12 protein-coding genes are annotated in these 13,199 nt (G+C 63.2%); 2 read left to right on the plus strand and 10 right to left on the minus strand.

What is annotated here, in order from left to right; all coding sequences use genetic code 11:
- Window positions 1-110 precede the first annotated feature (110 nt).
- Together AOBCEHNH_RS04950 and AOBCEHNH_RS04955 are read left to right on the plus strand one after the other, a co-directional pair.
- Window positions 111-647 (plus strand): GNAT family N-acetyltransferase, encoded by a 537-nt coding sequence (locus tag AOBCEHNH_RS04950; RefSeq protein WP_152063374.1) that lies wholly within the window; start codon window positions 111-113, stop codon window positions 645-647.
- Window positions 648-650: 3 nt separating this feature from the next.
- Window positions 651-1,568: a methyltransferase domain-containing protein gene (locus tag AOBCEHNH_RS04955; protein ID WP_152063375.1), complete on the plus strand. Its 918-nt coding sequence runs from the start codon at window positions 651-653 to the stop codon at window positions 1,566-1,568.
- Here the strand turns inward: AOBCEHNH_RS04955 and AOBCEHNH_RS04960 are convergent.
- From AOBCEHNH_RS04960 to AOBCEHNH_RS05005, 10 genes are all read right to left on the minus strand, one after another.
- Window positions 1,480-3,279, minus strand: coding sequence for an ABC1 kinase family protein (locus tag AOBCEHNH_RS04960; protein WP_152063376.1), 1,800 nt, complete (start codon window positions 3,277-3,279; stop codon window positions 1,480-1,482). The two genes, AOBCEHNH_RS04955 and AOBCEHNH_RS04960, sit on opposite strands and share 89 nt — an antisense overlap.
- A gap of 6 nt (window positions 3,280-3,285) precedes the next feature.
- Window positions 3,286-3,768, minus strand: a complete 483-nt coding sequence (locus AOBCEHNH_RS04965; RefSeq protein ID WP_006722242.1) for a hypothetical protein — start codon at window positions 3,766-3,768, stop codon at window positions 3,286-3,288.
- A gap of 145 nt (window positions 3,769-3,913) precedes the next feature.
- Window positions 3,914-5,566, minus strand: a complete 1,653-nt coding sequence (locus AOBCEHNH_RS04970) for a C69 family dipeptidase (RefSeq protein WP_152063377.1) — start codon at window positions 5,564-5,566, stop codon at window positions 3,914-3,916.
- Between the two features lie 196 nt (window positions 5,567-5,762).
- Window positions 5,763-6,635: a bifunctional methylenetetrahydrofolate dehydrogenase/methenyltetrahydrofolate cyclohydrolase FolD gene (gene folD, locus AOBCEHNH_RS04975; RefSeq protein WP_152063378.1), complete on the minus strand. Its 873-nt coding sequence runs from the start codon at window positions 6,633-6,635 to the stop codon at window positions 5,763-5,765.
- An 8-nt stretch (window positions 6,636-6,643) separates the two neighbouring features.
- Window positions 6,644-8,311 (minus strand): formate--tetrahydrofolate ligase, encoded by a 1,668-nt coding sequence (locus AOBCEHNH_RS04980; RefSeq protein ID WP_152063379.1) that lies wholly within the window; start codon window positions 8,309-8,311, stop codon window positions 6,644-6,646.
- Window positions 8,312-8,378: 67 nt separating this feature from the next.
- Complete coding sequence (gene ruvB / locus AOBCEHNH_RS04985) at window positions 8,379-9,446, minus strand: Holliday junction branch migration DNA helicase RuvB (RefSeq protein ID WP_152063380.1); 1,068 nt, start codon at window positions 9,444-9,446, stop codon at window positions 8,379-8,381.
- Window positions 9,446-10,069 carry a Holliday junction branch migration protein RuvA gene (gene ruvA / locus AOBCEHNH_RS04990; protein WP_152063381.1) on the minus strand — a complete coding sequence of 208 codons (624 nt, stop codon included), beginning with the start codon at window positions 10,067-10,069 and terminating at the stop codon, window positions 9,446-9,448. Before ruvA ends, ruvB begins: the two co-directional genes overlap by 1 nt.
- Entirely contained in the window at window positions 10,066-10,590 is a 525-nt protein-coding gene (gene ruvC / locus AOBCEHNH_RS04995) for a crossover junction endodeoxyribonuclease RuvC (RefSeq protein ID WP_118103763.1), read from the minus strand. The genes ruvA and ruvC overlap by 4 nt, the downstream gene beginning before the upstream one ends.
- Before the next feature lie 68 nt (window positions 10,591-10,658).
- Window positions 10,659-12,656: an NAD(+) synthetase gene (locus tag AOBCEHNH_RS05000; RefSeq protein WP_152063382.1), complete on the minus strand. Its 1,998-nt coding sequence runs from the start codon at window positions 12,654-12,656 to the stop codon at window positions 10,659-10,661.
- Window positions 12,657-12,815: 159 nt separating this feature from the next.
- Window positions 12,816-13,181 (minus strand): desulfoferrodoxin family protein, encoded by a 366-nt coding sequence (locus AOBCEHNH_RS05005; protein WP_006722223.1) that lies wholly within the window; start codon window positions 13,179-13,181, stop codon window positions 12,816-12,818.
- Window positions 13,182-13,199: the final 18 nt, after the last annotated feature.

Genomic DNA, 13,199 nt, shown 5'->3' on the forward strand with positions numbered 1-13,199 from the left:
TCTGTTCGTGCGGAATCTACAAAAACCTTCGCCCCGCCCCGGGACCTGGCTGCGCAGAAGAATGGTCGGGAGATTCGCTCAGGACGAATTTGACTGGAAGGAACTCGTGCATGAGAGTCGCGATTCGCAAAACCGTTGCCGCCGACGTTGAAGCGGCTGAAAAGTGCCTCGTGGACGGCAAGGTGGCACTTGCGGCACTGGACATCCCCCAGTGGCTGGGCGACTACCCCAATCATCTCGATATCGAGGCCGACATGGCTGAAGATGCCTCATATGTGGCGGTCGGCGAGGACGGCACCGTGCTCGCCGTGATGGCGCTTTCCTTCTCGGGTGAGGAGACCTACGACCAAATCGACGGGGCCTGGCTGACCGAATCGGATTCGCGCGAACCCCGCTATGCCGTCATCCATCGCTGCGCCATCAGCGCCGCCGCCGCCCGCCGCGGCATCATGACGCTCATGTTCGAGGAGGGCGAGCGCATCGCGCGCGAACACGGATCTCAGAGCATCCGCATCGACACCCACGAGCGCAACATCCCCGTGCAGGGACTCGTAAGTAAGCTCGGCTACACCCACTGCGGCACCATCACGCTTCCTTATCCCGGCGAAGTTGATCCTTTGCGCATCGCATTCGAGAAGGTCCTCTAACCTATGGCGCGCCCGGGCGTTCAAAAGCATCTCGACATCGCCGAGCTCCTTCGCTGCCCTTTATGCGGAGCGGAAATGCATGCGCGGCAATCCTCGGTCGCCTGCGAAAGCGGCCACGATTTCGCCATCTCGGCGAAGGGCTTCTTGAACCTCACCCCGCATCAGAAACCCCTCAAGGGCTACGACGAAACGTTCTTCGCGAGCCGCCAGCGCATCATGGAGCATGGTTACTATCGCGAAGTGCATCAGGCCGTCGCCGCCTCTCTAAACGAGCTCGCAAACACGGCGACCGTCATCGATGCTGGGTGCGGCGAAGGATCATACGCCAAGGACGTGGCTCGCGCGCTCCCCCACTCGACCGTCTTGGGCCTCGACATCGCAAAGGACGCGATTCGCGTCGCCGCTCGAGGTGGCGGTCCGGTGCGCTGGCTCGTCGCCGACCTTGCGAACATCCCGCTCTCCGATTCCACGGTCGACGCGATCCTCAACGTGTTCACACCCGCCAACTACGACGAATTCAAACGCGTCCTCAAACCGGGCGGAATGCTCGTCAAGGTCATCCCCGCCCCGCAGCATATGCACGAGCTGCGCGAACTTGCAGGTGAGCAGCTATCCGAGGCCGATTTCGTCGACCACGGCGTTTCCGAGCACCTGATGCGCCATATGAACGTCGTGAGTCGGGCCCGCGTGACCCAAACGTCTCCCGTTCAGGCGGAAGACGCACTCGACCTGGTGCGCATGAGCCCCGTGGCCTTCAGCATCGAGGAGCACGCCCTCGATCTCGGCTCTCTGACGCACATCACCGTCGACGCCGAGATCATCTGCGCTCAGTTCACTTTCCGCCGTGACTGTTGCGCCAAATCTCTCGTCCCAGGCCAAGAGCCAGGAACAAGGCGCTCGCATAACCCAAAAAGCCGATAACGGGGATGCCGAAGATGACCGGCTCGATCTTGGCGTAGTACACGACGGATGAACCGATGAAAAGGCCCGCGATGACGATCGCCATCGACAAGCGGTCCACGATACCGCCGACATGTCGGAGCACCTGCTCGCTGCCGAGCACCTGCATGTTCATCTTGAGCTGACCGCGTGTGAGCATCCTGGAAGCCAAGCCGAGCTGCTCGGCCATCTCCAGATGACCCTTGAGGGCGCGGTACGACGCGTGCGTCAGTTCATCGGCGGCCTCGCGGGCACGGCGATACGAGCTTTTCTCATGCTTGATATGCTCGGTGATGATCTCGATCATGTTGACGTCGGGCATATACTCGGTGAGCAGGCCCTCGAGCGTCACCATGCCGCGGGCGAACATCGTCACCACGCTGGGCAGTTCGACATCATTCTTGCGCGCCAGGCTGATGAGGGAGGTCAGGAACTCGCCGATGTCGAGGTCCTTCAAATCCAGGCCGGCAAAATCGGCGATGATGAAGTCGAGATCGCTGAGGAACGTGGAGTGGTCGAGCTCGGCGGAATCGCCCCTCGTCACGGCGAAGCGCATGAGCGAGTCCTTGAGCTTGGGGACATCGCCCGTCGCGACCGCGTAAATCATATCCTTGACGATACCGCGGTCATGGCTGGACATACGCCCCACCATGCCCATATCGATGAAATAGACGATGCCGTCTCGCACGATGATGTTCCCCGCATGCGGGTCGGCATGGAAAAAGCCATCCTGAAGCACCTGGGTCGCATAGTCATCGACAATGGACGACCCAACCTTCTCAAGATCGTACCCCGCCTCGACCAGACGCTCGGGATCGGCGATGGAGATGCCGTCGACGTAGTCCATGACAACGATGTGCTCGGTGCAATACGCCAAATATGAGCGCGGGCAGGAAATCGCCCCGTCATCCTCGTGCAACCGATGGAACTCGTCAAGGTTGCGAGCCTCCATGAGGAAGTTCGTCTCCTCGCGAAACGACTGCCACAGCTCCTCGACCACGCCCTTGAGATCGATGAACTGGTCGGTTTTCACAAAATGGGACGCCTGGGCCACGATGGAGCGCATGATGTCAATGTCTTGCGCCATGACCTGCTGGGCGCCGGGGCGCTGCACCTTGATGGCCACATCCTCGCCCGTGAGCAGCGTGGCTCGATGCACTTGCGCGAGCGACGCGCTTCCCAGGGGCTTGCGGTCGATATGCGAGAATATCTCTCCGAGCGGCCTGCCGTATTCGGCGACGAGGCAATCGTTCACCACGGCGAACGGAACGGGCTCCACGTTCGAGCGAAGACGACGCAGCTCATTGCAGTACTCCTGCGGCAGGATCTCGGAGCGATTGGCGAGGATCTGCCCCATCTTGACGAACATGGGACCCAAATCCTCGAGCATGCGCCGCAGTCGGCGCGGCGTAAGATTGTGCCATGCCTCGTACTTGCGCACGATCGACAGGATCTCAGCGATGCGCTGGCGACGGCCGCGCGAGGTGAGCTTGACCTCCTCGGAAGGAGCCATTGCCTCCGGTTCCTCCGGGAAGACGTCGACGGCGCGCGGCATACGCCATGATGAGCGGAGCGCCTCCTCAACCCCCTCGAGGTTGACCGTGTCCTCGGGGCTCAGCGGTTTGCGGGCGGCATTCGCCCTATCGTGCGCGCTCGGTGTCGCAGCGCGCTTGTCCTCTGCGTCGATGGTCATGAGCGGTTACTCGACCGCCTGACCGTCCTCGACGGGCTCGGCGTCCACAGGGGCGGCGGGCTCGGCGTCGACGACCACAGTCTCTTCGACCTCGACGGTCACCGTGCCGTCATCGACTGAATCGACCAGGTCTCGCACATGAGCCATGAACGCGACGCGCTCGGACTTGGTCAGCAAACGCACACGGGCGAGAATGAGCTCGTCGAGGATGCGCTCGGCGGCAGTGGCCCCACGCTCGCTCAGACGCTCGGTCACCTCGGAGAACGTGCCGCCGGCATCCATGAAGATATCGGACATGGAGCGCGTGAAATCGGACGAACGGCTGTCGTGACGTGCCTGCTCCCCGCGGTCGTTAAGATCGCGCAGGACCTCCTCGCCGCGCGCGTTCAGCCCATCAAGGAGCTCCTTGCCCTTCTCCGCGGTCACCGCCGCGGCACCGAAGCCGACGTTGACCATACCGTTGACGAGCTCTTCGAATTTCGTGGCCATGGAAGCCTCCTAGACATTCACCGCGCGCCCGTTGCGCGCGCTCCCGTAGAAACACTTGTACCCATCGCCGCGCCTGAAAAGCCGACGGCGGCGAACGGTTTTGCAACCTCGCCGCCGTCGCGATGAATATCGGGTTGGCTGGAGCTTAGCGCTCGTTGTCGGACATCGCGAAGCCGTTCTTCATCGCGCAGCTCGTGATGTAGAGCACCTGCCCGAGCAGCTTGTCCGTTGCGACCTTGAGATCGGCGCACAGCGCATCGTTGGCCTTTGCAAGCAGGGCGGGAATCTGCTCGTCGGCAAGATCGGCAGCGGCCTTATCCGTTTCACGCAGCATCTTGTGACCGAGAGAGCCGATCTTCTCCTGGTAGGACTCGATCTTCGCGGAAGTCTCGTTGAAACGGGCGTCGGCAAGGGCGGCGATGACGCGATTTGCCCAGTAGAAGCTCTCGGTCGTCACGCGCTCGGTGGTGTCGGACAGGTACGCGGGCATCTCGTCGACGTTCGCGTACAGCGCGACCAGGGAGTTGAACGCATTCGAACCAAAGGCCATCCACTGGATGCACTGAAGCGGCTCGGGAACATACGGGCGGATCTGCAGAACGGCGAGCTGGCTGTTGCGGTTGATACCGATGGGACGATACGCGTTGCGCGTGGCATGTGTGCCCTTGTTGCCGTAGCAATCGTACTCGGTTCCCTGGTAATGGGAGGACAGGACATACTTCACATCCTCGATGGTCACCTTGCGCTCAGGCACACGGCTCCAGGGGATGTCATCCGATTCGGGCGTGAACGCGGCATCCGGGCCGTCCCAGCCGTCGTGCGGGTTCAGGCAACGCTGCATATACCAGGCGCGCGGAGTGTTATAGACATGGTCGGAATCGGAATGAGAGCCAAAGGCCTCACGCGGGATGAAAATCTCACCCGAGCGCATGCCCTCGCGGACATCCGCAATCAGATCCATGAGGTCGGCGAGATACTCCTCGTACGCATCGGCCTCCTCGCCCTCAAGATCGTCGAGATCATCCGTGAAGTACTCCTCGTCCAGGATGTCCTCGGGCTCGAGGCGATTCGTATTGGTGAGGTTGAGGTGGTTCTCCGCCATCCACTCGCGCAGATCGGGGCTGGCCATGTGCTCGACCTGCTCGCCCTCGGCGTCCAACAGATCGAAGTAGTCGATGCCAAGCTGGTTGGGCATGGTCACATAGGCGTCGTCGGGAACGCGCTTGGCGATCCAGTGATGGCCGCCGATCGTCTCGAGCCACCAGATCTCATCGGCATCGGAAAATGCGATGCCGTTCATCTCGTAGGTTCCGTATTGCTCGAGAAGCGCACCCAGGCGCTGAACGCCCTCGCGGGCGGAGTGGATATAAGGCAGGACGACGGTGACGAAGTCCTCCTCGGAGAGGCCGCCAGGCACCTCGGGCGTATAGTCGGGATCGCCGGGCTCACCATGGGCGGGAACATACTCGACGAGCGGGTCGGCACCGAGCACGCGCTCGTTTGACGTGATGGTCTCGGTGGCGCTCATGCCGACGTTCGCCTCGTTGAAACCGGCGGCGGCCCAAACACCATGACCCTGAATGACATCGGGAACGCTGGAGTAGCGCATGGGGTTGTCCGGAAGCTCGAAGCTCAGATGAGAGAGCACGCTCGTATAGGTGCGCGGCTGGTCCTCGGGATGGACTACCATCATCTTCTGGGGCTCGAACTTGCCGTTGGGCGAATCCTCATTGCGGGCGACGATGGTCGACCCGTCGTAGCTCGCGTGCTTACCGACCAAGATCGTGGTGCATGCCATGAATCCTCCTTGGGGTCTGTGCGGTCATTGGCCACAGTGTACCCATGGCAACGCAAGGCTACGCCGATGAACTGACGAGCGGCACAGCAAAGCCCCCACCATGAACGGTGCCGGGGCATCGAACACGGTGGGGGCTCAACAAAGAAAACGGGAGCGTGCCACGAGCACGCTGCAGAGAAAAGCGCGGGAGCAGACGCTACGCGAGCTTGGCAGCTTCGGGGTGCTGAAGCTCGGCCGCCAGGCACACGTTGCTCATCAGCATGGCGCGCGTCATGGGGCCCACGCCGCCCGGCACCGGCGTGATGGAACCCGCTACGAGCTCAGCAGATGCAAAGTCGACATCGCCGCAGAGCTTACCGGCCTCGTCGCGGTCCATGCCGACGTCGATGACAGCGGCACCCGGTTTGATCCAGGGGCCCTTGACCATCTTTGGAATGCCACACGCGACCACGAGGATATCGGCGCTCTGGCAGATCCGAGCAAGCTCGCACGGGTCGGTATGGGAATGCGCGACAGAAATCGTGGCATTGCGCGCAAGCAACATGAGCGACATGGGCTTGCCCACGATGGACGAACGCCCCACGATCACCGCGTTCTTACCTGCTGGGTCGATACCATAAGCGTCGAGCATCTCCATGATCCCGGCGGGCGTGCAAGGGCGAAGCCCCGGAAGGCCTCGGACAAGCTTGCCCAGATTCTCCGGGTGAAAGCCGTCGACGTCCTTCTTGGGATCGATCGCGGCGACAACCTGCTCGGCATCGAGATGAGCCGGCAGCGGCATCTGCACCAGGATGCCCGCGATGGAGGGATCGGCGTTCAGCTGCTCGATGAGCGACATGAGCTCACTTTGCGTCGTATCCTCGGAGAGCTTGAAATCCTGGGACGGGATGCCGCACTCCTGGCAGTCACGCAACTTGGCGCGAACATACGTGGCGGAGCCCTGGTCGTCGCCGACCAGCACAACCGCCAGACCACACAGGATATCCCGCGCCATCAATCGCGCAGCGCGCTCGGCAGCGCGACCGCGAACCTCGGCAGCGAGTTTCTTACCGTCGATAATCGTAGCCATACCGATCCTTAGAACAGACCGGTAATGACGCCGTTGTCGTCGACGTCGATGTTCTCGGCCGCGGGAACCTTGGGAAGGCCCGGCATCGTGAGCACGTTGCCCGTGAGAGCGACGACGAAGTGGGCGCCAGCGCTCACCTTGAGCTCGCGCACGGTGATGCGGAAATTCTCGGGGGCGCCAAGCGCGCTCGCCTGATCGGAGAAGGAGTACTGGGTCTTGGCGACGCACACCGGCAGGTTACCGAAGCCGTTTGCGCGCAGCTCAGCGAGCTGGCGCTTGGCCGCAGGCGCGAAGTCGACGCCGTCGGCATGATAGACCTTGGTGGCAATCGCCTCGAGGGCGTCTGCCACATCCGTACCGTCCTCATAGGCGAACTTAAACTCGTGAGGCTCCTCGATAAGGCGCATGACCTCGTCGGCCAGCTCGAGTGCGCCCTCGCCACCCTTGGCCCAGACCTCGGAGAGACGAACGTTCACGCCAACCTTCTCGCACTCGGATGCGATGAGGTCGAGCTCGGCCTCGGTGTCGATCGGGAATCGGTTAATCGCGACAACGCAGGGCAGGCCGAAGACGCTCTGGATGTTCTCGACATGACGGAGCAGGTTGGGCATACCGGCCTTGAGGGCCTCGAGATTCTCGGTGTTGAGATCGGCCTTGGCCACACCGCCGTTGTACTTGAGGGCGCGGGCGGTAGCGACCACCACGACGGCGCTCGGGCGAATCCCGGTCATGCGGCACTTGATGTCGAGGAACTTCTCAGCTCCGAGGTCCGCGCCGAAGCCTGCCTCGGTAATGGCAACATCGCCGAAGCGCATGGCCATCCTCGTGGCCATGACGGAGTTGCAGCCATGCGCGATGTTGGCGAACGGACCGCCGTGCACGAACGCCGGCGTGTGTTCGAGCGTCTGCACGAGATTGGGCTTGAGCGCGTCCTTCAGCAGAGCCGCCATGGCGCCCTGGGCCTTGAGCTGGCTGGCGCGAACGGGCTCGCCGTCGTAGGTGTAGCCGACCACGATCTCCCCGAGGCGCTGCTTGAGGTCGGAGATGGAGGTCGACAGGCACAGGATCGCCATGACCTCAGACGCGACGGTGATGTCGAATCCATCCTCGCGTGGGACGCCCTGGGCCTTGCCGCCGATGCCGTCGATGACATGGCGAAGCTGGCGGTCGTTCATGTCGACGACGCGCTTCCAAGTGATGCGCTTGACGTCGATGCCGAGCGCGTTGCCCTGCTGGATGTGGTTGTCCAGCAGGGCAGCGAGCAGGTTGTTGGCAGCACCGATGGCATGGAAGTCGCCGGTGAAATGAAGGTTGATATCCTCCATGGGGATGACCTGCGCGTATCCGCCGCCGGCGGCACCGCCCTTGACACCGAAGACCGGCCCGAGCGAGGGCTCGCGCAGCGCAACAGCGCTCTTGACGCCGCGGCGACGCAGGGCGTCGGCCAAACCGATGGTCGTCGTGGTCTTGCCCTCGCCCGCGGGCGTGGGGTTGATGGCCGTGACGAGGACAAGCTTGGCCTCGTGGTCGCTCGGCTCGTTGAGCAGTGAGTAATCCACCTTGGCCTTGTCGAAGCCATAGGGAATCAGATGCTTGGCATCCACACCGGCTGCCTCAGCGACCTGCTGAATCGGCCACGGCGCAACAGAGTGGGCGATTTCGATATCAGTCGGCATGAAGGGTCCCTTCTCTTCAATCATGTAACGCCTTCAGAATAGCACGGCCAATCATGAACCACGGGCTTTACAATCCGGGCGCCTCGACTCCCAGATGCTCGAACGCAGCAGGCGTTGCCATGCGCCCCTGCGGCGTACGGACGATCAGACCGCATTGCAGCAGATAGGGCTCGTAGACGTCCTCGAGCGTATTGGCGTCCTCGCCCGTGGCGCTCGCCAGGGTGGACAGACCGACGGCGCGACCGCGGAACGTCTTACACAGCGTCTCGAGGATGCGGATGTCCATCCAATCCAAGCCGAGCTCATCGATTTCGAAGAAACGCATCGCCTCTTGAGCGATACCGAGCTCGATGGACCCCTCACCGCGAACCTGGGCGTAATCACGCACGCGCTTGAGCAGGCGATTCGCAAGGCGAGGCGTACCACGGGAACGCGAGGCGATCTCCTTTGCGGACTCTCGGTCGATCGACACACCGAGGATGCTCGAAGAGCGGCAGACGATATCGGCCAGATCCTCGATGCCGTAATAATCCAAGCGATACGAGATGCCAAAACGATCGCGCAGGGGACCTGTGAGCATGCCAGAGCGCGTGGTGGCGCCCACGAGTGTGAAACGAGGGATATCCAGGCGAATCGAGCGGGCAGCGGGCCCCTTGCCGATGACGATATCGAGGGAGAAGTCCTCCATCGCCGGGTACAAGATCTCCTCGACCTGACGGTTGAGGCGATGAATCTCATCGATGAACAGGACGTCGCCCGGCTGCAGGTTGGTGAGGATCGCCGCGAGGTCGCCCGTGCGTGCGATGGCGGGGCCCGAGGTGGTCTTGATCTGAGCGCCCATCTCGTTTGCAACGACCGCGGCCAGCGTGGTCTTACCCAAGCCCGGGGGCCCGGAAAAGATCACATGATCGAGGCTCTCCCCTCGGCTCTGCGCGGCCTCGATGAGGATGCGCAGGCTTTGCTTGATGTGCTCCTGCCCACAATAGTCCTCAAGGCGCTGCGGACGCAGGCCGCGCTCGACGTCGAGATCGTCGGAGGTGAGCTCCCCCGTCACAAACCGCTCCGTCTCGCCTCCCGCCGCATGGCGGGACGGCGCATCGCCCCACAGGTCAGTCGACTCGTCTACTTCCCACATCACGATTCCATTCCCAGCCGCCTGAGCGCCAGAGCCAAGAGCTCCTCGACGCGCATATCCTTGCCATCATACCCATCGAGTGCCAGCGTGACCTCCGCGGCGGTGAAGCCCATGGAGAGCAGGGCCGCCGTGGCGTCCTCAATCGCCGAAGGGGCCGCGGGCGCGGCGGGGGCAAACGGCAGCGGCGCGGTGGGGACAGCCGAACCGGCGAGCGAACGGTCCTTCTCGAAAACGCCCTTCAGTTCGAGGATCAGGCGCTGTGCGGTCTTTTTGCCCACGCCCGGCACGGTCGCCATTCCCTTGTCGTCCTCCATCATCACCAGCGTATACAGCTCGGGAACCGTAAATGAGGACAAAATCGCGAGGGCGAGCTTGGCACCCACGCCACTTACCGAGACCAACTTGTCGAACATCGTACGCTCGTCCTTTGTGGCGAACCCGAACAGGGTGCACGAATCCTCACGCACAACCATGCGCGTGTACAGGCGAGTGGGCGAGCCGACCTGCGCGAGGCTCGAGGCGGTGGTTGCAGAGATGCCGAGTTCGAAGCCTATGCCGTTCACATCGATGACGGCCGATCCCGCGGTCGCCTCGATGAGCGTGCCATTCAATATCGAGATCATGCGTAGGGGTTTCCCTTCTCTTGCGTGTAGGCACCACCGCTCAATTCCCGCGTTCGATGCAGGTGCGCATGGCACACCGCGCACGCCAGCGCGTCCGCGGCATGGTCGGGCTTTGGGTCGTGATCGAGATGGAGCAACGTGCGAACCATATAGGTGACCTGCGTCTTATCGGCGGCGCCCGTGCCAACAACGGCCTGCTTGATCTGCATGGGGGTGTACTCCCCCACCTCGACCCCGCACAGGGAGCACGCGACGAGAGCAGCGCCGCGGGCATGGGCGGTGGGTATGGCGGAACGGACATTCGCGCCGAAATAGATGCCCTCCACAGCCGCCTCCTGTGGGCGATAGCGATCGACCACGGCGGTGAGCTCGTCGGCGATGCGCCGCAAGCGCGCCGCCAAGTCAGAGCCGGACGAGGTTTCGATGCAACCGTATGCCCGGCAACGCACCTCGCCGCGACGCTCCTCGACGATGCCCCACCCGGTGTTAGCCAAACCCGGGTCGATTCCCAATATGACCAATCCGTCTCCTTGATATCTCGAACGTTTGTTCTACTATACCATGCATGCGGACAGGAGGAGAAGCGATTTTAGTTCAGGGAGAAGAAGCCCGCGCGTCCGGAAGCACCAGCGTCGTCGTCTTGCGACCCAAGCCCGAACGCCTCGGGTCCGAGCCCCTCGGAGGCCATCCGACCCAGCGCCTCCCGGACGGACTGCTCGGCATCCTTGAGCTGCTCGCCCATACGCTCGAGCCCTTCCTCGCCCATGAGCTCGCGGCGTTGCTCCGGCGTGATGCCGAGCAGGTCGGCCAGCATGTCCATAATCTCGCCCCGGGCACGTTCGGCGCGAGCGGCGCCGCGCTTCTCGAGGCGATGGAACTCCGCATCGGCTAAATCAGCCGCACGAAGCCGCTCCTGCCCATGCCTGCCCATGTCCGACCAGCCAAGCATCGACGGCCAGGCGCGCTCCACAAATGAGCGGGACGACACGATCGGGCACGATGGCAGAAGGCGCCGCGACGCCTCTCCCGACCGAACGATCATCAGTATGAGGGCCGCCGACTCCGGATCGGTTGCAAACAGCGGCAGATCGTCCAGGACAGCGTTGCGGTCGACATGTGCCTCGAGCGCACCGTCGATCTGAGAGGGGTCGAGCGCGAGCAGCGAAGACAGCGCTCGATCGGCGATATCGCCGTCGGCGCCAAGCTGGCACACCGCATCCCGCAGGACGGTGGCCATATCGCAGGCGACGGCGTTGAGACCGAGCAGCTCCTCCGGAAGGACCGCTGAAATGCGATTTCGCGCGCGAGCGAGCCACTCCAACGACGTCAGGTACACATCGCCAAAAGGCGCGAGCGTCGCCACATTCGCGCGCGCGCCGACCCGCGGGCGCAACGCGTAATCGGTCTTGGTGAGGGCGCTGAGTGGCATCGCAAGCTCGATTTGGGCGACATCCTCCATCATCAGGGCGTCGACGCGCGCCTGTGCGGTTGGGACGGAGATGCCGGGGTTGCCGGGCTCATCGCCATCCAACAACGGGCGAATATCGGGGGCGACGCGCTCGACCATGCGAATGTGAAGACGCGAGGCCACCTCCCGCGCGAGGCGGGAGCGCAAGGCATGGAGCTCCTGGGCGGTACCATCGGATGCCGCATCATGCTCGACATGTAGCGCGATGACGGACCGAGACCCCAGGGCATCGACGGCCAGACATGCAAGCAGGCTACTCGCCAGGCCGCCGTCCAAGGCGACGAGCACGCGCCCGGCGCACTGCGCTGCGACCGAATCCCGCAGATGCAAGCGCAGGCCATTCCACATCCAGGTGCCGCGATCGAAGCGCGGGATCTTGCGATCCTCAACCGCCTCGCAGGGCACCCCGCGCACCACATCCTGTACCAGCAGGGACTCCTCGAAACACGGTGCAAGGGCGACGACACGTCCCCCGTCGTCCAGCACATAGGAACCACCCGTATAGACCGCATCGTCATAACCGCCGACGGGGGCCATGCACGCCATCCAAATCCCGGCACGCGCGACCCGCTCCGTCATCTGACCCGTTGGAAGCGCGGCGGCCGCCGCAGAATCGCAATCCGTCACATCCAAACCGTTGACGGGGAAATGCAGCAGCAGGTCGCAACCACCGGGAAGGGACGCAAGATCGCGCTGGGCGTCGAACGTCACCGCGATGCGCGTGCCCGCGACGTCGAACACCGGCGGTGACCACGGTGAGACGGGAACGCCCTCCTGATGCCGGATCATGGTCAGACGCAGCGGCACCACACGTCCGCGACGCAGCAAAAACGCCTCGAACAGCTGGCCAACCTCCAAGGAGAGCACGGCGGGGACGATGCACGCCACACCGGCCGCATCGCAGATCGCCGCGAGCCGATCGAGGGCCCTCAGCAGGTCATGTTCGTAGTTCGGATAGTCGACCAGTGCCCCCGGCGTGACACCGCACATCAGGGGCGCGGGTACGCACAAAAGGTCGGCCCCGGCATCTTGTGCCAGGTGCACCTGCTGCTCGACTCGAGAGCAGATGCCGTCGAAATCTCCAAGGCGGGCGCCGATCTGGGCCAGGGCGATTCTCATCGGTGGGGTCAACCTTTCTTGCTCACATTGCACCATGCGACAGCCGTCACGTCGGGAGATGATGCAAATAACGGGTGGCGAGGAGCCGTTACGCCCCTCGCCACCCGCGTAGATACGTTCGCACCACAAGGCACGGGCCGCACGGCCCTTGGCGGGATCTTAGAACTCCGCCTTCCACAGGCCATGGAGGTTGCAGTAGGCGTAGACGATGCCGGTCTTGACGCCGCCCGCGAAGAACGTAGTCGGGGCCTGGCCGGGCTTAAGGTAATGGATCTCCAGGCGACCGGCGGCCTCGAGGGCGATCCACTCGATGTAGTGCGCGTCCTCCATGGGATGCTCGACCTCGCCCACGGTAACGTTCAAGACGTGGCCCTCGCGCTGGAGCTCGACGACGGGAACGTGCTTCTCGACGGCGGCGTCGACGGAGTTGGCGGCAACCTCGGTGTAGCCGGCCGGGGCGAACATGTCGGCGTCGACAGCGGCGAGGAACTTGCCCGTCTCGTCATTCTTGAAAAACGTAGCCATATGTATCAATCCTTTCAG

This window comes from Collinsella intestinalis, assembly GCF_902501455.1.
GTDB lineage: Bacteria > Actinomycetota > Coriobacteriia > Coriobacteriales > Coriobacteriaceae > Collinsella > Collinsella intestinalis.

Coding starts and splice junctions, on each gene's coding strand:
- folD (WP_152063378.1), bottom strand. CDS start 6,635: ATGGCTACGATTATCGACGGTAAGAAACTCGCTGCCGAGGTTCGCGGT.
- ruvB (WP_152063380.1), bottom strand. CDS start 9,446: ATGTGGGAAGTAGACGAGTCGACTGACCTGTGGGGCGATGCGCCGTCC.
- AOBCEHNH_RS04960 (WP_152063376.1), bottom strand. CDS start 3,279: ATGACCATCGACGCAGAGGACAAGCGCGCTGCGACACCGAGCGCGCAC.
- AOBCEHNH_RS05005 (WP_006722223.1), bottom strand. CDS start 13,181: ATGGCTACGTTTTTCAAGAATGACGAGACGGGCAAGTTCCTCGCCGCT.
- AOBCEHNH_RS04955 (WP_152063375.1), top strand. CDS start 651: ATGGCGCGCCCGGGCGTTCAAAAGCATCTCGACATCGCCGAGCTCCTT.
- AOBCEHNH_RS04965 (WP_006722242.1), bottom strand. CDS start 3,768: ATGGCCACGAAATTCGAAGAGCTCGTCAACGGTATGGTCAACGTCGGC.
- ruvA (WP_152063381.1), bottom strand. CDS start 10,069: ATGATCTCGATATTGAATGGCACGCTCATCGAGGCGACCGCGGGATCG.
- AOBCEHNH_RS04950 (WP_152063374.1), top strand. CDS start 111: ATGAGAGTCGCGATTCGCAAAACCGTTGCCGCCGACGTTGAAGCGGCT.
- AOBCEHNH_RS04970 (WP_152063377.1), bottom strand. CDS start 5,566: ATGGCATGCACCACGATCTTGGTCGGTAAGCACGCGAGCTACGACGGG.
- AOBCEHNH_RS05000 (WP_152063382.1), bottom strand. CDS start 12,656: ATGAGAATCGCCCTGGCCCAGATCGGCGCCCGCCTTGGAGATTTCGAC.
- AOBCEHNH_RS04980 (WP_152063379.1), bottom strand. CDS start 8,311: ATGCCGACTGATATCGAAATCGCCCACTCTGTTGCGCCGTGGCCGATT.